This window comes from Acidobacteriota bacterium (assembly GCA_026707545.1).
Lineage (GTDB): Bacteria > Acidobacteriota > Thermoanaerobaculia > Multivoradales > Multivoraceae > Multivorans.
In genome coordinates this window covers 228,822-248,427 of the sequence record JAPOWR010000002.1, presented here as the reverse complement: position 1 = coordinate 248,427, position 19,606 = coordinate 228,822, and the positions used below count along the sequence as shown (strand labels likewise).

Genomic DNA, 19,606 nt, shown 5'->3' with positions numbered 1-19,606 from the left:
AAGGCGCTGATTCTGCCCCAGTCCCCGGTTCCGCGGCTATCCCCGCAGCACGCGGAGGAAGAACGCCCGCGCCACGTGGCCGGCTATCTGCGGGTTCTCACGCAGACGTCGCGTCGAGTAGGCATACCACTGCCGGCCGTAAGGCACGTAGATGCGCACGCGGTGCCCGGCCCTCGCCAGCCGGTCGCGACGCTCCTCGGTCACCCCCAGCAGCATCTGGAACTCGTAGCGGTCGCCCGCCAGGTCGCGGCGCTCGATCATCGCCGCCGATTCGCGCAGCAGGTAGTCGTCGTGGGTTGCGATGCCGACGTAGGCGCCGCGGTCGAACAGAGCCTCGAGGGTCGCCAGGAAGTTCCGGCGCACCTTGCCGTAGTCCTGGATCGCCACGCTTGGCGGCTCGACGTAGATGCCCTTGCATAGGCGCACGTTGGCGCGCTCGGGCAGCGCCGCGATGTCGGCGAGCGTGCGGCGCAGGTAGGCCTGGAGCACGACGCCGACCGCGTCGCCACCGGCGCCGGAACCTGTCGGTCCTCCGACCGCGGCACGCGTTCGCGAGGCGGCCACGGCCTCACGGTAGAGGTCCAGGGTGGCCGTGGTGCAGGTGTGGTCCTCCATGTCGATCCGCACGAAGTTGCCGCGGGCCTCCGCCCGCTGAACGAGCTCAAAGAGGTGCTCGCGGCAGAGGGCGCGCGAGACCTTGAGGCCCAGCAACGTAAGCTTGACCGACACGTTGCAGTCGAGACCGCGGTCGGCGAGCGCATCGACGAGGTCGAGATAGAGCCCTGTCCCTTCGGCGGCGAGTTCAGGGCTGTCGATCTCCTCGCCTAGCAGCGCCAGCGTCCCGGCAAGCCCGCGGCGGTTGAGCTTGGCGGCGCAGTCGAGGGCGTCGGCCGGCTCGTCGCCCGCCACGTAGGGCGCCGCCGCCCAGCGCACCAGCGGCGGCGGCATCAGCGGCAGGGACCAGCCGACCAACCGTGAGAAGACCGTCACTGGGTCTCCATCAGGAGCGAGCGACGTGTTCGTGGGCGTGATAGCTGCTGCGCACGAGCGGACCGGATTCGCAGTGGCTGAAGCCCAGTCCGAGAGCGAACCCGCGCAGCCGCGCGAACTCATCCGGGTGCACGTAGCGGTCGACCGGCAGGTGGTCGCGGGTCGGCTGCAGGTACTGGCCGATCGTGAGGATCTCGGTGCCCGCGGCGCGGATGTCCGCGATCGTCGCTTCGAGTTCCACCGTCGTCTCGCCCAGGCCCACCATCAGACCCGTCTTCACCCTGCCCTCGTAGCCGCCGGTGTCGCGCCTGACCGCCGCGTCCGCCAGCAGCGCCAGGCTTCGCTGGTAGCTGCTGCCCGGACGGGCCTGCCGGTACAGCCGGGGAACTGTCTCCATGTTGTGCGAGAACACTTCCGGGCACTCGGCAAGCACGATGTCGAGCGCATCCTCCACGCCCCGGAAGTCCGGAGTCAACACCTCGACCGCGGTCTCCGGAAGCCGGTCCCGGATCGCACGGACCGTGTCGGCGAAGTGCCCGGCGCCGCCGTCCGGAAGGTCGTCCCGGTCCACCGAGGTGACCACCACATGGCGCAGGCCCATGGCCGTCGCGGCTTCCGCTACTCTGGCCGGCTCGTCCGCGTCGACGCCGGGCGCGGGCCGGCCCGTGTGGACCGCGCAGAACCCGCAGCGGCGCGTGCAGGTGTCGCCGAGGATCATGAACGTGGCCGTGCCATGCTCGCCCCAGCACTCGTAGATGTTCGGGCAGCGCGCCTCCTCGCACACCGTGTTCAGGTTCAGCCCTTCCATCAGCCGCCGGACGCGGTGATAGGGCTCCGGAGTGCTGAGCCGGATGCGCAGCCAGTCCGGCCGCGACAGGCGCGACACGCCGCCGCCGGGCGGCGGAGCGCCGATGGAAACGAGTTCGTCCATTGGGTTACGACAGAGGCGACCGACGCTCGAGCGGCCGCGCGTCGTCTCGGATCCTAGCGCCGTGGGGCTGCACACCGAAGCCGAACTCGGCGGGTTCTACGGGGACCAGACGACGCTGGAAAACGTGCGCGAAGTTCTCCGCGCAGCACCCGGCCACGTCCTCCAGACCGGGCCGGCTGCCGGTGAGCTCCTCGATCGAAGTCATCACACCGGCATCGAAGCCGCAGGAGAGGATGCCGGCGAAGTCGTCCAGGTCGGTGCTGACATTGAGCGCAAAGCCATGGGTGGTGACCCAGCGCCGGAGGTGGATGCCGATCGAGGCGATCTTCCGGCGACCAACCCACACGCCGATTCGCTCCCGCTCTTCGCCGCCCTCGGCGGCGACGCCGAACGTCGCCAACGTGCGGACCAGCACCTCCTGCAGGTCCCGGACATAGCCGCGGACGTTCCGGCGATCCGCCCTCAGATCGATGACGGGGTAGCCCACCAGTTGACCCGGTCCGTGGTACGTCGCACGCCCGCCACGGTCGCACTCAGCGACCGCGATTCCCCGCTGCCCCAACCAGTCGGAGTCCGCCACGACATCACTCCGGTCGCAGTTCCGGCCGACCGTATAGGTGGGCGGATGCTCGAGCAGCAGCAACGTATCCGATGCATCGGGCTCGCCGTCCAGAAGTTGCCGCCGGAGCCGGTGCTGCAGCTCGACACCGGCTTCGTAGCCTACCCGGCCCAAGTAGGCCGAGCGGATCGTTGCACCGTTGCCCAGTTCCATACGCTGCGTCCTCATACGCCGCGTGACTTCCACCACGGGTCATTCTCGCCCACGTTGCGGTGTCCTGTACATGAAACTAGTGTTCCAGAGATGTCGAACGGGCCCCGAATCGGCCTCGTCCTCACCGGCGGCGGGGCGCGAGCGGCCTACCAGGTCGGGCTGGTCCGGCATTTGGCGAAGCGGCTTCCGGAGTTCCACTTCGACGTACTGACCGGCGTTTCGGCCGGCGCGATCAACGCTTCCTTCCTCGCCTCGCACACGGGGAGCGCCGCGGAGGCGACGGAGGAACTCATGAGCACCTGGCTCGATCTGACGCCCGATCACGTGTTCCGCGACGACGGCTGGTCGTTGGGGAAGATGGTCTTGCGCTGGCTGCTGAACCTGGCTTCGGGCGGCTTGCGCTACCGGCCTCAGGTCCGCGGCCTGGTCGACACCTCACCACTCGGCAATCACCTCGAGGACGTCCTCGGCGTCGAGGCGGCGAACGGCCGCGTCCTGCCGGGGATCGCGAAGAACCTGGACCGCGGCCGGCTGGACGCGGTCGCCGTGACCACCGTCGAGTGGTCGACGGGACAGACCGTGACCTGGGTTCAGGGCCGCGACATCGAGACCTGGGAGCGGCCCAAGCGTCGCTCGGAGCGAGCGCTGTTGACGCTCGACCACGTCCTCGCCTCCGCCTCGCTGCCGCTGATCTTCCCGGCGGTGCGGATCGGCGATGCCTGGCATGGCGATGGCGGCGTCCGCTTGACCTCGCCGCTGTCGCCGGCCCTGCACCTGGGCTGCGATCGCCTGATCGCGGTGTCCACGCGCCACGAGCCTCTGGCGCCGAGGGCAGCAGCAGCCGCCTACCCGCCGCCGGCCCAGTTCGCGGGCGTGCTCCTGAACGCCGTCTTTCTGGATCAGCTCGACCAGGACGCGAATCGCATGGAACTCGTCAACGGCCTGCTGGCCCGAATGCCGGAGTCGGAACGAGGTCCGCTCCGCCTCGTCGACCTGGTCCTGCTGCGGCCCTCCGAGGATCTCGGCCGGCTCGCGAGCCGATTCGAGCCCCGCTTGCCGAAGGCGTTCCGCTTCATGACCCGCGGTCTCGGCACCCGCGACACGAAGAGCCCGGACCTGCTCAGTCTCCTGATGTTCCAGCCCGACTACATCCGGGCCCTGATCGAGGTGGGAGAAAGGGATGCGGAGGCGCGCCACGGCGAGATCGCGGCCCTGCTGGGTGGGGCTGCTACGCGATCGTGATGTCGTCGCAGAGGTAGACGTCCTGAATGTGGTTCAGGAGTTCCACCCCCTCCACCATCGGCCGCTGGAACGCCTTGCGGCCGGAGATCAGTCCCTGGCCGCCGGCGCGGCGATTGATCACGGCCGTGCGCACCGCGGCCGCCAGGTCGCCGGCGCCGCCGGAGGAACCGCCGGAGTTGATCAGCCCGACGCGGCCCATGTAGCAGTTCGCGACCTGCCAGCGGACCAGGTCGACGGGGTGGTCGGACACCAGCTCGCTGTACACGAGGTCGTGGGTCTTGCCGAAGCCGACCGCCGGGTAGCCGCCGTTCTTCGTCGCCTGCTTCTGCTTGACGATGTCCGCCTCGATCGTCACGCCGATGTGGTTCGCCTGACCGGTCAGGTCCGCCGAGTCGTGGTAGTCGACGCCGTCCACGACGAAGGCGCTATTGCGGAGGTAGCACCAGAGAATGCAGGCCATGCCGAGTTCGTGGGCCTGCTGGAAGCACTCGGCGATCTCCATCAGTTCCTCGCGGCAGACGTCGGCGCCGAAGTACACCGTGGCGCCCACCGCAGTGGCGCCCAGATCCCATGCCTGCTCCACCTGCGAGAACAGGACCTGGTGGTACGTGTGCGGATGGGTCAGGCTCTCGTTGTGGTTGATCTTGACGATGAACGGAATCTTGTGGGCGTAGCGCCGGCCGATGCTGCCCAGCACGCCCAGGGTCGAGGCGACTCCGTTGCAGCCGCCCTCGATCGCCAGCCGGATGATGTTCTCCGGATCGAAGTAGATCGGGTTCGGCGCGAACGAGGCCGCACCGGAGTGCTCGATTCCCTGATCCACGGGCAGGATCGAGACGTAGCCGGTGCCCGCGAGCCGTCCGTGCCCGAGCAGCCTCTGAAGGCTGGCCAGAGTGCGGTTGTTCCGGTCCGAAGGGCCGAAGGCCCGGTCCACGGTGTCCGGACCCGGCACCGTCAGCAGCTCCTTCGGGATCCCTGTGCAGACGTGTCCGAGGAGGCTCTCCGCCTCACTGCCTAGAAGCTGTTCGATGCGCGCGATATCGGCCATGGGTGCTCTTGGGTCCTCCTCAGCAAGGGTGTCGGTGGGGGCAGGCTCGGCGCGATTGTAGCGCTGCTGGAGGCGGCTCCGCGCCGCCGGTCAGTTCAGGCTGCCGGCCGGGAATTCGGGGCCGGATTCACTCTGCTCCAGTCGTTCGAGCAGGCGGAGCAGCACATCGAGCGGAGGCCCCCAGAGACGGTGACGTCCCACGTGGTACACGGCGAGCGGCACGTTCTGCCCCTCGATGTCGAAGGTGCGCTCCTCGATCAGCCGCGGATGCCTCAGAGCCGACAGCGGCAACCGCACTGCCGGCGCTTCCACGTTGCTGTCGTCGTCCTCGGGAGACGGCACGGCGACCACACAGGCCCTCAGCCGGAACCCTTCGGACCCGCCGAGCTCGTCCAGTTCGCCCAGCCGGAGAACCCTTGACGGTTCGACACCGAGTCCGACGCTGACGAGCCGCGCAACCGTCGGCCACGGGTCATCACCCTCGAAGGGCGTGGCAGGGAAGCTCAGCGGCGGTGTCTCCTGCGGTTCCTCCCGCAGCAGGGTCCAGAGTTCCGCCGCCTCGACGTAAAGCGGTACGACCAGGACCACCTGGGTGCCGCTTCCTCCGCCGGCCGGCAGCCGTTTCGACTGATCCAGCATCCGCCGGACTTCGAGAATCCAACTCACTGGCGCCGACACTATCCCCAGGATTCATCACCGTCGCAGCGCCCGCTGAGAGTTCAAAGCTCGCGATCGAAGACCTCGGCGCCGCAGTGGATCATGGAGCCACCGCCGAACAGGTGGGGCTCCAGGCGAAGCCGCGCCGGACCGATCGGCCGGCGGAGCCTCAGGCCGATCCGGCACGCTTCGCCCGGGGCGAGATCGCGCGGCAGGGGAATCCACGGCCTGCCCCTGAACAGGTCGCGGCCGCCGCTGATGAGCTGGGGTTCGAGCACGACGCCGCCATCGGCGCGGCGGCCCGACAGCCAGGTAGCGAAACCGGTGTTCGTGACCACGATCTCCACCTCGCGCCGTTCACCCTCCGCCCAGGGTCGTTCACAGCCTTCGACTTCGATTCGACCCGGCAACCAGCCCCACGTCAACGACGTCGGTGGCGACGGATGCGGCGGCCGAGGCGCGGAGGCCGTGTCGTCTGGCGCGCCCGACCACTCCGTGAGGGCCTCCGCAACCACTTCTGCCGCCTTCGCCGGCCGGTGCTCGCGCTCGATGAAGGAACGGGCTGCATCACCCATTCCCCCCAGCCGGTCGGGCGTCGCCAGCAGCCGGCGCAGTAGAGCGGCGAGCGCCTCCGCCTCCGCTTCAGGTTCGTCGGCAAGCGGCGCCTTGACCACCACGTCGTCCGGCAGGTCGGTGAACTGGCCGTAGTTCGAGACCACCGCGGGCCGTCCGAGAGCCAGGATTCGAAGCAGCGACGCCGAGGTCTCCCCCGCGCTGGGATAGCGCAGATTGAGGCACAGGTCGCAGCCGGCAATCGCGACCGGGAAGGTGGCCTCGTCGAGATAACCGGTCAACGTGACCCGGTCCTGGACTCCCAGATCCCGAATCAATGTCGCCAGATCGAGTTGCGGCGCCACTTCCCCAGAAACCACCGCATGGACATCCACCATGCCCGGCTGCGCCAGCGCCCGCAGCAGCACGTCCGTCCGCTTGATCGGCGTCTGAAAGCCGAAGGAGCCGAGAAGGACCGCCGAAGAGGGAACGCCCAACTGCTGCCGCCAGGCCGCGGCGGCCGGCCGGCTCGGTGGATCGGGTGCCGGCATTGGCATCGGCACGCACCGGATCTCCGGCAGGGGGTGGCCGGACGCCCGCTCCGCCAGTTCGTCCTCGAGAAAACGCCGGCCCCATTCGCTGTGAACCAGCAGGCCACGCTGGCGAACCAGAAGCGAGCCGTGGGCCGCCATCTCGAACAGCCGCGCCCGGCCGTGCGCACCCCATCGGGTGGGAATCGCCGCTGCTGCCCCCTCCCAACCGTGCTCATCGCCGAGGGCCGCCACGTAGGCGTCCAGATCGCCGCTGGCGAGCGTGGCCTCGACCAGAAGGTGATGCAGGCGCAGGTCATGAACGGTCACGACGCCGGGAGACCGCAGGGCGAGCCGCCGCACACCCTCGTGATACACGTTGTTGCCCAACTGGTAGAAGGGAAGGCGCCGCGCCGGATCGAGCGCCGCGGGTTCGACGACCTCGTAGCAGCGGCGCACGCCGGACGCCACTCGATGACCGGGCAGGCGTACCAGGCGCAGGTCGCACAGAGGCGCGAGTTCCTCCAGCAGGTCGACGCTGTAGTCGGCGATCCCCGACCGCACCGGAGGCAGCGGCGAAACGTAGTCGACCGCCGGGCCAGCCACGAAGAACCTGCCCTAGGCGGTCTCGAGCTGCTGCCCGAGCCAGGCGTCGATGAACGGGTCGATCTCGCCGTCGAGGACGCGCTCGACAGCCGAGACCTCGAGCTTCGTCCGGTGGTCCTTGACCATGCGATACGGGTGCAGCACGTAGCTCCGGATCTGTGATCCGAAGCCGATCTCCATCTTCTGCCCCTCGCGCTCGGCCTGCTCCTCGCGCCGCTTCTGCAGTTCCCGGTCGTAGAGCCGCGCCTTGAGGATCTTCATCGCCATCGCCCGGTTCTTGATCTGGCTGCGCTCGTTCTGGCAACTGACGACGATCCCGGAGGGATGGTGGGTGATCCGCACCGCCGAGTCCGTCACGTTCACGTGCTGACCGCCGGCGCCGGACGACCGGAAGGTGTCGATGCGGATGTCCTTGTCCTCGATCTCGACGTCGATGTCGTCATCGATCTCGGGGTAGGCGTAGACCGAGGCGAAGGAGGTGTGGCGCCTCTTCGCCGCATCGAACGGCGAGATCCGGACCAGCCGGTGAACGCCGCTCTCGCCGCGCAGGCGACCGAACGCGTAGTCGCCGCGCACCGCAACGGTCGCGCTCTTGAGGCCCGCTTCGTCGCCGTCGAGCCGCTCGAGCAGCGTGACGTCGAACCCGCTCTGCTCGGCCCACCGCAGGTACATCCGCAGCAGGATCTCGGCCCAGTCCTGGGAGTCCGTGCCGCCCTCACCGGGGTGGATCGCGAGCAGGGCGCTCCGGTCGTCGTCTTCGCCCGAGAGCTTCAACTCCAGATCGAGCGCCTCGGTCTCGCGCTGAACCCGCGCGATGAACTCGGCGAGTTCCGCCTCGCCCTCGACCGCCTCAGCGCTCTCCGCGAGCAGCTCGAGCCAGGCCTCGACCTCGTCGCTGTCCTCGTTCAGCCGGTCGACGGTCTTCTGACGCCGCTCCAGCGTCCGGCGGCGGCGCAGCAGAGGCGCGCTCTTTCTGGGATCGTCCCAGAACCCCGGCTGCTCCATCTCATGATCGAGCGCGGCTAGTTGCTCCCGGACTTCGGCCGGGTCAAAGATACCTCCGCAGACCGTCCAGACGGGTCCTGAGTTCGGTCAGCGAGCGGTTCGCGTCGGCGGCGATCATCGCCGCAGTATGGCAAAGGCAGCCAGTGCGAGGCAAAGCAGGGGCACCAGCAGGGGCGCGCGTGTGAACGGCGTGAACCCATCGACCGCGGTGACCGGCATCCGCAGCACGGCCGCCTGATCGATGTCGACCGTCGCCAGAATCGCGCCCCGGCGGTCGATCAGCGCGGAGATGCCGGTGATCGCGGCCCGCACGACCGGCCGTCCATTCTCGGCGGCGCGGAAACGGGCCGGTCGCAAGTGCTGATGAGGCGCCCACGTGGCGCCGTACCAGGAGTCGTTCGCCATCGTGACGAGAACGGAGGCCCCCCGCCGGACACGGGCTGCGACCTGCGTCGGGAAGACGATCTCGAAGCAGATCGAGATGCCCAGGCGAGCGTCGCCGGCATCGAGCAGCGCCACCTCGTCCCCGGTCGAGAAGCTCCCCGTGTTCCGGGCCAACTGGCGCACGCCCGGCAGGAAGCGAGCGAAGGGGACGTACTCGCCGAACGGAACCAGGTGCATCTTGTCGTAGATCTGGCGCAGGGCCCGCGTATCGCCAGGCGTCAGCAGGTAGGCCGAGTTGAACGCACCCTCCTCCTCGCCCGAACGGAAGCGGCGCGCACTGTTGAACAGCAGAGAGCAGCCTCGACCGACCAGAGCCTCGATGTCGCGGGCGAACCCCGCGTCGCGTTCCAGCTCGTACGGCCAGCCTGCGCTCTCGGGCCATACGACGAGCGCGCCGGGGACGCAGGCCTCGTGGCTCAACTCGAAGAGCCGACTGTAGTTGGCGCGAATCGACTCGGAGTCCAGGCCGTCTCGAAGCTCCTCGTCCGTCATCATGCCGATGTTCGGCTGGACGACGTGGACATCGAGCGCCGGCCCGGCGGGAGCCCTCCGGTCGAGATTCGTCCAGCGGGCGACCAGGAGGACTACCGCGGCACCGACCAGAACCGTTGCCGCCTGGCGGCGGGTCCTGGGGTCCGCAAGCCGTAACACGCCCAGGCCGAACGCCATGACCACCCCCGACAGGCCCAGGCTGCCGATCCAGCGTGTCGTGTCGAGGGCGCCGGGGACATCGACCCACGCGTACGCGAGCAGATTCCACGGGAATCCCGAAAGACCCGCGCCCCGAACCAGTTCCAGGGTGACCCAGATCGACGGCGCCACCACGAGGGACAGAACGTCGCGACGGCCCAGCACCGGCCCGGCCAGCCAGCAGAACAAGCCATGATAGGCCCCCAGGTAGAGGGCAAGCACGGACAAGAGGCACGCCGCCAACCAGCTCGGCAAGCCGCCATAGACGGTCAGCATCGTTGACAGCCACGGCACGGCGATCAGCCACGCGACCGCTCCGTGAAGCCAGCCGAGCCACAGCCTGCGCCACGGCCCAAGGGGAGCACCCGCGATCAGACACAGCGGGACGGCGGCGGCCAGCGGAATCAGAAACCCGGGACGCTCGTCGAAACAGAACGCCCACCAGACCCCACCCACCAAGGCCACACCGACCTGGAACCAGATCGACGAAACGAACGACGACGACGATCGTGGCCGAGTGCTCAGTTGTTCGGCGTGATCCAGGTCTCGAGCCCGTACTGTTTCGTGAGCAGCTCGGCAGCCGCTGCCGCCGAATCCTGGTCCTCGAACGGCCCCACCCGCACCCGTTGCATCACCTGGCCGTCCAGCGTCTGGGGCGACAGGAAGGCACGGTGTCCGTCCGCGCGCAGCTTCTGCTCCACCGAGGCCGCCTGGCGGGCATCCGCGCTGGAGAAGACCTGGACGACCAGGCCCGAGGCGGCCGGTCCCGGGGTCGAAACCGGGCGCGCGGTCTCGACCGGGCCGGCACCGTCTTCGCCGGCGCCGAAGAACCGCACGACCTCTGCCGGCGCTTCTTCACTCTCCACATCAGCCGCAACCGGAGCCGGCGGCCTCGCGACCGTCTGCGGAAGCGTCACTTCAGGTGGCGTGACGGCCGCCTCGGTCACGGCAGGTTCGAGGTCGTTCGATCGGCCCCACCAGACGCCGGCGGCGAACGCTCCCACGAGGGCCAGCGCCAGCAGAGCTACGAAGGCGGCGATCTGACTGTTGCTGACCGCGACCTCGTACGGCTCGTAGGCGTCGCCCTTCACTCTTCGGGCGGTTTGAGTGCCGCGAACGCCCTGAAGAGCTCAAGCGGCAGCGGGAAGAGAATGGTCGAGTTCCGCTCGGTCGCGATGTCCGAGAGGGTCTGCAGGTACCGCAGTTGCAGCGTGACCGGGTTGGCGCTGATCGTGTTCGCCGCCGCGGCAAGGGATTCGGAGGCCTGCAGCTCACCGCTGGCGTGGATCACCTTGGCCCGCTTCTCCCGCTCCGCCTCGGCCTGCTTGGCCATCGCTCGCTGCATTTCCTGCGGCAGATCGACGTGTTTCACCTCCACCATGGAGACCTTGATGCCCCAGGGGTCGGTCTGCTGATCGATCACCGTCTGCAGGCGATCGTTCAACTGCTCGCGCTCGCTCAGCAGTTGGTCCAGGTCGATCTGGCCCAGGATCGAACGCAGCGTGGTCTGGGCCAGTTGGCTGGTGGCGAACAGGAAGTTCTCGACCTCGACGATCGCCCTGGTCGGCTCGAGCACCCGGAAGTAGACGACCGCGTTGACCTTCACGGACACGTTGTCGCGCGTGATGATGTCCTGCGACGGCACGTCGAGCACCACGGTGCGCAGCGAGACCTTGACCATGCGGTCGATGGGCCAGAGGATCAGGACCAGACCTGGACCCTTCGGCCGCTCCAGGATGCGACCCAGCCGAAACACGACGGCGCGCTCGTACTCCGCCATGATGTTGATCCACCGGGTGAGCAGGAACAGACCCAGGACGATCAGGAAGCCAATAAAGGGAAGAGAACTCATACCGATTCAGGTCCTTTCTTCTGTATGCCCGGCAGTTCGCGGCCGCCACGTCGCGCCGCCCTCGACACCGACTCCCACCACCCGCTCTCAGCCGTCTCCGGCCGGTTCCACGCGCAGGGTCATGCCGTCGACCCGCAGGACCCTCACGCGGTCGCCGACCCCGACTTCCACGTCGGATTCGGCGTTCCAGATCTCGCCGTGCAGCCGGACCTTCCCGGGCGATCCGGCTTCGATCGCGGCGCTCACCAGCGCCAGTTCGTTCAGCAGACCTTCGTGCCCGGTCGCCACGCGGCCACGCTGCGCCTTGAGCGCCAGGCGGGCGAGAGCGAGCGCTACGAGCGCGATCGTGATGCCGACCGCGATGATCAGGTTCAGGCTCGCACGAAGCGCGGGGTCGGCGTCCTTGAGCAGCATCATCGCCCCGAGACAGAAGGAGATCGCGCCGCCCAGCGTCAACATGCCGAAGCTGGGAATCTTGACCTCCAGCACCCAGAGGACGACCGCCAGAAAGAGCAGGGCCAGACCCGCGTAGTTGACCGGCAGGACGGACATCGCCCACAAGCCGAGGATCAGGCAGAGGGCCCCGACGACCCCCGGAAAGATCGATCCGGGATGCGTGATCTCGAAGATCAGCCCGATCGACCCCAGCGACATCAGGAGAAGCGCGACGTTCGGGTGCGCGATGATCGACCGCACCCGCTGAAAGGCTGACATCTCCATGCGGCGCACCGTCGCCTCGCGGGTCGAGAGCGTCAGTTCCCGCCCTCCCTTCTCGACGACGCGGCCGTCGAGATCGACGAGAAGCGACTGAAGGCTTGGCGCGACCAGATCGACCAAACCCAGCTCGAGCGCCTCCTGAGCCGTGAACGACTTGCTCTCGAGCACCGCCGACTCCGCCAGCTTCTCATCCCGACCGCGACGGGCCGCGAGCGAACGGATCGTCGCCGCTGCATCCTGAGTCACCTTCTCGCCCATCGCGCCGGGGATGTCCTCGCCGCCACCGGCGACCGGGTGAGCCGCGCCGGTGTTCGTTCCCGGCGCCATCGCGGCGAGGTCGGCGCCCAGCAGGATGAAGAAGCCCGCCGACGCGGCCTGGGAGCCGCTCGGGGAAACGTAGACGACGACCGGTGTTGCGGCCTCCAGGAAGGTCGTGAAGACCTTTCGCATCGCCTGCATCTCGCCGCCCGGCGTCGACAGCTCGACGATCAGGGCCTCCGCGCGCACGCGGTCAGCCTCCGCCATCACCTCTTCGATGAACTCGGCCACGACGACCTGGATCACGGAGTCCACCGAGGCGACGATCACCTCCGGGGCGGCCTCCGATTCGGGTTCGTTCGCGAGCAGGACCAACGGCGCCAGGGCCAGAAGAAGGGCCAGCACCGGCCGCGGGACACTTCCCGGTCGTGTCAGCTTCGGCGAGCTGCGCATCACGAACAGTCTACTTGACGAAGGGCCGCCCATGACCGGCGGAATGGTCGGGGCGAGAGGATTTGAACCTCCGGCCTCACGGTCCCGAACCGTGCGCTCTACCAGGCTGAGCTACGCCCCGCAGCACCGGTACCCGAATGGCGCGGTCCGCGCCGTTCGCGAACCAGTCCGCGCGTCCGTCATCGGGCGCACGGATGGCACGCCGCAGAATACGGCCACCCAGTCAGGAAGTCCAGCCTTCCCCGGGAGCCAGCGTCAGGCCGCGCCGGCGGTGCCGGGAGCCGAAATCACGATCTCCTCGTCGTCGCCCGCCGCGTGCTCGAACGGTTCGCCATTCACTTCGATCGTCGCCGCGCCGACGTTCCGGAGCCTGAGCCGGATCTCCTCGTCCGCGGCAACAGTGAGGGACTCGCCCTGAACCCTCAGTTCGCTGACCGTACGCTCGCCGTCGCTGTGGACGTCAACCCAGCTCGTCGCCCGGAACTCCAGCGTGACCCGCAGCGCCTGCTCGGGCAGCGGTTCCGGCGGCGGCGGCGGCGGCGCTTCCTCGACAATCGGCGGTGCCATCGTCTCCATGTCCTCGGCCGCGTCGGGACTCCCACTGGCGAAGAGGCGCCACACGAGGAACAGGAGGATCGCCACGACGACCACTCCAACCGCAACCGTCCGTCCGATCGGCCATGTCGCGGGACGCCTCGACAGGTCTTCGATTCCACCCTCGAGGTCGTCTCGGGCCGAAGCGGCGAGATAGAAGTTGAGCACCTCGTCCGGATCGAGACCGACGATCCGCGCGTACTCGCGGAGGAAACCCCTCACGAAGATGGTCGCCGGCAGCAGGTCGAACCGATCACGCTCGAGCGCCTCCAGATACCGGATGTTGATCTTGCTCGACTGCGTGATCGTCTCCAGCTCGACCTGGCGAACTTCGCGCTGGCTGCGTAGCCAGGAGCCGAACGACTCCCCCTCGCCCGGAGACGGTACGACCTGACGCTCTTCGGTCATCTCTCCATCGGGTTTCTCAGGACCCACGTCACCCACTTCGGCTGGGCATATTCTAGTCTCAACGCGCTACGAGGCGGTCCCCAACACAACCCTGGGGCTGATACGATGATCGGCCCGCACACGCGCCCCCGGCTCAGCCGCGACCCCGACCGGGCGCGCCCGCCGCCGCATGAGGATCCCGCCACGCATACAAAACAGCCTCGCCAGCGGTGACATCGACGCAGTTGAGGCAGAGTGGCTGGCCGCGGTCGAGGGAGAGATCGCGGTCGATACATTCCTGGCCATCACCAGAGGGCTGGTTCGACTGGGTGAGGCAGAGCGTGTAGGCACCCTGCTCGAACTGCTCGACGACGAACTGCAGGAGCGCCGCCTGTGGGCGGAACGCCTCGATCTCATCCGCGGCGCCGGCAGCAGATACCTGCGAAGCGGCCAGATCTACGAGACCGTTCTCGACACCCTGCACGACCTCTACCGCGACCGCGAGTCGGACCTGGGCGAGCTACTGCGCGAACTGGGCCTGGACAGGGGACGGCAGGAGACGGTCAAGCTCTGGGACAAGGTCGACCGGCTCCGCAATCTGATGGCATTCCAGTGCGGCGACATCGTCGAGATGGCCGGTCGCGGAGTCGGCCGCATCGCCCAGGTCAACATGCCGCTCCAGACGTTCAAGGTCGACCTCGAGCAGGTGAAGGGAGTAGCGGTCGGTTTCCGAGCCGCCGGCAAGATGCTCTCCCTGCTGCCCCCGGAGCATGTACTGCGCCGGAAGCTGGAAGAACGGGAGCAACTGGCAAAAATGAAGCCGGCGGAGCTGCTCGAGTTGACCCTCAAGAGTTACGACCGCCCGCTGACCGGGGCCGAGGTGCGGGCCGTCGTGGTCGGCATCATCCCCGAACGACGTTGGTCGAGCTGGTGGACCAGCGCCCGGAAGCAGGCGCAGGTTCTATCGTCGGGCGGATCCCGGCAGACCTATCGCTGGGTCGCGGCGTCGGACGCCGAGAGTTCCCTCTGGCAGGAGTTCGACCAGGCTCCGGACCGGGCCAAGATCGCGCTTCTAAGGCGCGCCGTGAACCAGTCCCAGGACCTGCGGGATCGGATGGCGGCCGCCCTGGACGAGTTGAGCCAGCGGCTTGCAAGCCGGCAGCCCGCGCTCGCATTCGAGATTCGCTGCGCGCTGGAGCGCTTCGGCGCCGAACCCTCGTGGCCGGCCGGCGAACTCCTGGCCGACCTCGAGGATCCGCTGGTCTTCTTCTCGTCGATTGAGCAGCGCGGTCCACGGGAGCAGGCATACCTCCTCCTGCCCGCGAGTCGCAGCGACTGGCGCGAGGTGCTCGAGAAGCGCTTTCTCCTGGAGACCGACACGAAGGCGATCGGCACGATCGCCGACATCGTCGACGAGGAGCTGCTTCGCCGCTGCGCCGCTCGCGCGGGGGTGCAACCACATCGCACACCGGCGGCCTTCACCTGGCTCGCGGAGCAGGCCGCAGCCGAGCCGGCACTTCGGGCGGGGCGGCAGAACCGCCTGCTGAATCTCTTGATCCAGGCGCTCCGACAGGACGCCTTCGCCCCCTTCAGGCCCCGCCTGAAGGCCCTCTTCGACTCGGGTGGTACTGTGCCGAAGCTGTTGCCCGAACTGACCCTCGAAGAGGCCCGTCAGGCCGAGGTCTCGATCCGTCACGCCGCGCTCGAGGACTACCGGCGCGAACCTCTGCTGGCGGCCCTCCACTTGAAGTTCCCTGATCTTCTGTCCGACCAGGATGCCGCTGACGACGATCTCTACGCCTTGCCGGCTTCGATTGCAGCGAAGCGGGACAGGCTGCGTGAGCTCGTCGAGGAGGAGTTGCCGGCCAATCGCAGGGCGATCGAGGAAGCGCGTGCCCTTGGCGACCTGCGCGAGAACTTCGAATACAAGTCCGCGCGCCAGCGCCACGAGTATCTGACTTCGCTAGCCACCGAACTGCAGCAGGACCTGCAGCGTTCGACGCCGATCGACCTCGCCAGCGCGGCCTGCGACAAGCTCCGGATCGGCAACCGGGCGATCTTCCAGTCGAAGAGCGGCGAACAACGCAGTCTGGCCATCCTCGGCCCATGGGAAAGCGCACCCGAGCGCGGGATCATCTCGTACGAGTCCGACCTTGCTGTCCGGCTGCTCGGCTCCGAGCCGGGCGCCGAGGTCGAGATGGACGGCGAGACCTTCACCCTGCAGGCGATCGAGAACCTGGAAGCCGGCAGTCTGGCGCACCCGTAGCGCGCTTCGCCAAGGGTGCGCAAATGCGGGCACTGCTAGACTTATAGCGAAGTGTCTCTGGATGTCGAGGAGGTTCGGCGGATTGCCGAACTGGCGAGACTGCGGCTCTCCGCCGGTGAGGAAGCGACGTTCGCGTCCCAGCTTTCGGAGATCGTCGACTACATCGACCAGCTCCGCGCATTCGACGCAGGAGTCGCGCTATCGGGTGGAGCCGAACCGGAACGGGAGGCGGCGGCCAACGATGTGCCGGCTGGAAGCCGTCCGCTCCTCGACGATTTCCTGGACAACGCACCGGCATCTCTCGACCGCTTCCTTCTCGTGCCCCAGGTCAAGGCGACGCCCGGCGGCGCGGAGTGAGGCCGACCGTGACTGTCGAAGCACTGGCGGCCGCCGTTCGTTCGGGCGAACGAACGGCAGTCGACACCGTGGCGCAGGCGTTCACCCGCATCGAGGAAGTCGACGCTTCGGTCGGAGCCTTCCTCGAACTCTGGCGGGACGAAGGGATCGAGCGCGCATCCGAGATCGATCGGCGCAGGGATTCCGGCGAAACCCTGGGGCCCTTGGCCGGCGTACCCACGGCGCTCAAGGACAACCTGTCCCTGGCAGGACACGAACTCAACTGCGGCTCGAAGATCCTGTCCGGCTACCGCGCCCCCTATACGGCCGGGGCAGTCGAACGACTGCTGGCAGCAGACGCGGTACCGGTCGGCCGCGTGAATATGGACGAGTTCGCGATGGGTTCCTCGTGCGAGAACTCGGCGCTGGCCGTCACCCGCAATCCGTGGAATCTCGAGATGGCGCCCGGGGGTTCGAGCGGCGGCTCGGCCGCGGCGGTCGCGGCCACCGAGGTGCCGTTGGCTCTGGGCTCCGATACCGGTGGCTCCATCCGGCAGCCGGCCGCCTTCTGCGGCGTCGTCGGCGTCAAGCCGACCTACGGCCGCGTTTCCCGCTACGGCCTCGTCGCCTTCGCCTCGTCGCTCGACCAGATCGGACCGCTCACCCGAACCGTCCGCGACGCCGCACTGGCGCTCGGCTCGATCGCCGGATCCGATCCCCGTGATACGACCTGCAGCGACCTGCCGGTCGAGAACTACCTCGAATCGATCGAAGACGGCATCGAAGGCCTGAAGGTCGGCACGATTCGCGAAGTCAGAACCTCAGCGCTCGACGAGGACGCGGCAGAAGGCTATCGGTGGGCCCTCCATGCCCTCGAGGCGGCGGGCGCCGAACTGGTCGAGGTGAGCGTTCCCCTGGTCGAGGCCGCGGTCGCCACCTACTACGTGCTCGCCAACAGCGAGGCGAGCGCGAATCTAGCCCGCTTCGACGGCAGCCGCTACGGACATCGCGCCGCCGACGCCCGCTCGCTCCAGAGGATGTACACGGACAGCCGAAGCGAGGGCTTCGGCAGCGAGGTCAAGCGCCGGATCATCCTCGGCACCTTCGCGCTGTCCTCCGGCTACTACGACGCCTACTACGGCCGTGCCGCGCACATTGCCGAAGCCATGCGGCGCCAGTTCGCCAGCGCCTTCGAGGCCGTCGATCTCCTGGTGACTCCAACGTGTCCTTCCGGCGCCTTCGCCCGCGGTGAACGGGTCGACGATCCGCTCTCCATGTACCTGTCGGACGTGTTCACGACACCACCCAGCCTGGTCGGAATCCCCGGAGTGTCCGTGCCGTGCGGTCTGGACAGCCGCGGGCTTCCCCTCGGTCTCCAGATCCTGGCCCCGCCGTTCGCCGACGCCATCGCCCTGCGGGCGGCAAGGGCGGTTGAGCTCGCGATCGGCTTCGAGTGCAGCCCGGAGGCGACTCCATGAGGTGCAGGGGCGCCATCGTCTGCGCCGCGGCGCTGGCCCTTCTCCTGCCGGCGGCCACGCTGGCGGTGACGAAGCGGGTCGCCGTGCCGGAGATCGGATCGCCGACACCGGTCGCCGTGATGACCGGGAGCGGCACGATCCACATCGAGGCAAAGCCGCGCGCAAACGAAGGCCTGCTAGCTTTCGCCGAGCGCCTCTGCGGGGACTCGAGACACTCGTCCGCGGTCAGCCGGGCGAACGGCGGCCTACGGCGCCTGAAGCGCGGGGTTCGCTACAAGGTTCCCTTCGATCTGCTCCCCAGGAGCAGCCAGGAGGCCGCGATTCGCGCCCTGCTGCCGAGGGACCAGGCGACCGCCGACGGCTGGCAGCATCGCGTCGCGTCTTCCGCGCGCGGCCGCAAGGCGGAAAGCCTGTGGATCATCGCCGAGTGGTTCACCGGCGACGGCGAGAACCACCGCGCCCTGAGGCAGGCGAACCGCCTGACCAGCAACGTCATCCGGCCGGGACAGACGATCCTCGTCCCGCGCCGCCTTCTCGTCGAACCCTTCGCGGGCATGCTGCCCGCTCCGCCACTCCGGACGGCGGCCGTCCGATCCACCACTGAACCGACGGCCTTCGTCCGCTACGGATCGGACGAGAAGGGGGAGTACGCGAGCTACCGCCTGAAGGCGGGTGAGGCGCTCTACTCGAGCGTCGTGATGCGGTTCACGGGCCGTCTGTTCGCCTCCGATGTGAACGAACTGGTCGAGGAGATCAAGGAACGCAACCGCATCGGCAATGTCCGGGACCTGCCCGTCGGCTACGAAGTCAAGATCCCGCTCGACCTGCTCTCCGCACGCTACCTGCCGGCGGACGATCCGCGCCGCGTGGAGTGGGAGGCGCAGCGCGCCGCCGGCGGGGGCATCGAGAACGAAGTGCTGGCGCTGGACCTCGACGGCGTGACCGTCGTACTCGACGCGGGCCACGGAGGCCGCGACACCGGCGCGCCGGTCGGTGGCATCTGGGAGAGCAACTACGTCTACGACATCATGCTGCGCACCAAGAAGGTGCTGGAGAGCCGCACCGCCGCAACCGTCGTACCGACGACCCGCGAGGGCTCGACGTTCCGGATCGACGACAGGGACGTGCTGCCGAAGTCGCGGGGGCACACGGTGCTCACGAGTCCTCCATACCGGATCGAGGACGCCGCCGTGGCGACGAACTTCCGCTGGTATCTCGCGAACTGGATCTACCAGCAACGGCGGAAGGCGGGCGCCGACGCCGGCCAGGTGATCTTCATCTCGATCCACGCCGACTCGCTGCACCCCTCGCTGCGCGGAGCGATGGTCTACATCCCGGGCCTCGTCGGCATCACGAACAACTACGGCAAGACCGGTGCGCCGTACTCCTCGCGCCGTGAAGTCAGAGCGGATCCCCGGGTGTCCTTCACGCGCAGCGAACGGACCACCAGCAAGGGGCTGTCCCGCGATCTGGCGGAGCACATGCTGGCCAGCTTCCGGAAGTTCGACCTGGCGGTTCACCACAACGCGCCCATCCGCGATCGGATCGTCCGCCGCCGGAGGGCCTACGTACCCGCACAGATCCGATGGAACCGCGTGCCGGCCAAGATCCTGCTCGAGGTCGGCAACCTCGCCAACGAGCAGGACCGCCGCTTGATGAAGACGCGCGCCTACCGGCAGCGGGTCGCCGAGGCCATCGTTGACGGGATCCTGTCGTACTACGGCGTTCCCCAGGGCGGCGCGCACCGCGCCGTCACCGCCGGAGGCAGTTGACCCTGGCGCACCAGACCCACACTTGC

The 19,606-nt window shown here is 68.3% G+C and carries 17 protein-coding genes and 1 tRNA gene; 5 read left to right on the top strand and 13 right to left on the bottom strand.

The annotated features are described in order from the left end of the window. Positions 1-36: 36 nt before the first annotated feature. Genes OXG83_13310 through lipB form a run of 3 tightly spaced genes read right to left on the bottom strand, consistent with a single transcriptional unit; the run spans position 37 to position 2,708 of the window. A complete protein-coding gene (locus tag OXG83_13310) occupies positions 37-990 on the bottom strand; it encodes a proline dehydrogenase family protein (GenBank protein MCY3966006.1) in 954 nt (317 codons plus the stop codon). A gap of 10 nt (positions 991-1,000) precedes the next feature. After that, the gene (gene lipA, locus OXG83_13305; protein MCY3966005.1) at positions 1,001-1,921 is read right to left on the bottom strand and encodes a lipoyl synthase; all 921 of its coding nucleotides are present in this window, start codon (positions 1,919-1,921) and stop codon (positions 1,001-1,003) included. 4 nt (positions 1,922-1,925) lie between these two features. After that, on the bottom strand, positions 1,926-2,708 hold the full coding sequence (gene lipB / locus OXG83_13300) for a lipoyl(octanoyl) transferase LipB (protein MCY3966004.1): 783 nt from the start codon (positions 2,706-2,708) through the stop codon (positions 1,926-1,928). 75 nt (positions 2,709-2,783) lie between these two features. Here lipB and OXG83_13295 point away from each other — a divergent pair, with 75 nt between their 5' ends. Continuing rightward, positions 2,784-3,935, top strand: coding sequence for a patatin-like phospholipase family protein (locus OXG83_13295; GenBank protein MCY3966003.1), 1,152 nt, complete (start codon positions 2,784-2,786; stop codon positions 3,933-3,935). Here the strand turns inward: OXG83_13295 and OXG83_13290 are convergent. From OXG83_13290 to OXG83_13245, 10 genes are all read right to left on the bottom strand, one after another. Beyond that, a complete protein-coding gene (locus OXG83_13290; protein MCY3966002.1) occupies positions 3,922-4,983 on the bottom strand; it encodes a class I fructose-bisphosphate aldolase in 1,062 nt (353 codons plus the stop codon). The two genes, OXG83_13295 and OXG83_13290, sit on opposite strands and share 14 nt — an antisense overlap. Before the next feature lie 90 nt (positions 4,984-5,073). Beyond that, the gene (locus tag OXG83_13285; GenBank protein MCY3966001.1) at positions 5,074-5,649 is read right to left on the bottom strand and encodes a hypothetical protein; all 576 of its coding nucleotides are present in this window, start codon (positions 5,647-5,649) and stop codon (positions 5,074-5,076) included. A gap of 53 nt (positions 5,650-5,702) precedes the next feature. Continuing rightward, on the bottom strand, positions 5,703-7,328 hold the full coding sequence (locus OXG83_13280) for a glycosyltransferase (GenBank protein ID MCY3966000.1): 1,626 nt from the start codon (positions 7,326-7,328) through the stop codon (positions 5,703-5,705). Positions 7,329-7,340: 12 nt separating this feature from the next. Further along, a protein-coding gene (gene prfB / locus OXG83_13275) for a peptide chain release factor 2 (protein ID MCY3965999.1) occupies positions 7,341-8,451 on the bottom strand; the annotation gives its coding sequence in 2 pieces (ribosomal slippage) (positions 7,341-8,387 and positions 8,389-8,451; 1,110 coding nt in all). Next, a complete protein-coding gene (gene lnt / locus OXG83_13270) occupies positions 8,448-9,923 on the bottom strand; it encodes an apolipoprotein N-acyltransferase (protein MCY3965998.1) in 1,476 nt (491 codons plus the stop codon). The genes prfB and lnt overlap by 4 nt, the downstream gene beginning before the upstream one ends. Before the next feature lie 65 nt (positions 9,924-9,988). After that, positions 9,989-10,558 (bottom strand): SPOR domain-containing protein, encoded by a 570-nt coding sequence (locus OXG83_13265; protein MCY3965997.1) that lies wholly within the window; start codon positions 10,556-10,558, stop codon positions 9,989-9,991. Beyond that, complete coding sequence (locus OXG83_13260; protein MCY3965996.1) at positions 10,555-11,319, bottom strand: slipin family protein; 765 nt, start codon at positions 11,317-11,319, stop codon at positions 10,555-10,557. The genes OXG83_13265 and OXG83_13260 overlap by 4 nt, the downstream gene beginning before the upstream one ends. An 87-nt stretch (positions 11,320-11,406) precedes the next feature. Further along, a complete protein-coding gene (locus OXG83_13255; protein ID MCY3965995.1) occupies positions 11,407-12,747 on the bottom strand; it encodes a nodulation protein NfeD in 1,341 nt (446 codons plus the stop codon). A gap of 44 nt (positions 12,748-12,791) precedes the next feature. Beyond that, positions 12,792-12,868: transfer RNA gene (locus tag OXG83_13250), tRNA-Pro, on the bottom strand. Between the two features lie 134 nt (positions 12,869-13,002). Continuing rightward, positions 13,003-13,749: a helix-turn-helix domain-containing protein gene (locus OXG83_13245; protein MCY3965994.1), complete on the bottom strand. Its 747-nt coding sequence runs from the start codon at positions 13,747-13,749 to the stop codon at positions 13,003-13,005. Between the two features lie 169 nt (positions 13,750-13,918). On the opposite strand from OXG83_13245, the gene OXG83_13240 reads away from it, so the two are divergent. From OXG83_13240 to OXG83_13225, 4 genes are read left to right on the top strand one after another with little or no spacing between them, the layout of a single operon-like run. Further along, positions 13,919-15,994: a GreA/GreB family elongation factor gene (locus tag OXG83_13240; protein MCY3965993.1), complete on the top strand. Its 2,076-nt coding sequence runs from the start codon at positions 13,919-13,921 to the stop codon at positions 15,992-15,994. Positions 15,995-16,045: 51 nt separating this feature from the next. Beyond that, entirely contained in the window at positions 16,046-16,351 is a 306-nt protein-coding gene (gatC, locus tag OXG83_13235; GenBank protein MCY3965992.1) for an Asp-tRNA(Asn)/Glu-tRNA(Gln) amidotransferase subunit GatC, read from the top strand. 8 nt (positions 16,352-16,359) lie between these two features. Beyond that, positions 16,360-17,808, top strand: a complete 1,449-nt coding sequence (gene gatA / locus OXG83_13230; GenBank protein ID MCY3965991.1) for an Asp-tRNA(Asn)/Glu-tRNA(Gln) amidotransferase subunit GatA — start codon at positions 16,360-16,362, stop codon at positions 17,806-17,808. Then, entirely contained in the window at positions 17,805-19,580 is a 1,776-nt protein-coding gene (locus OXG83_13225) for an N-acetylmuramoyl-L-alanine amidase (GenBank protein ID MCY3965990.1), read from the top strand. Before gatA ends, OXG83_13225 begins: the two co-directional genes overlap by 4 nt. Positions 19,581-19,606: the final 26 nt, after the last annotated feature.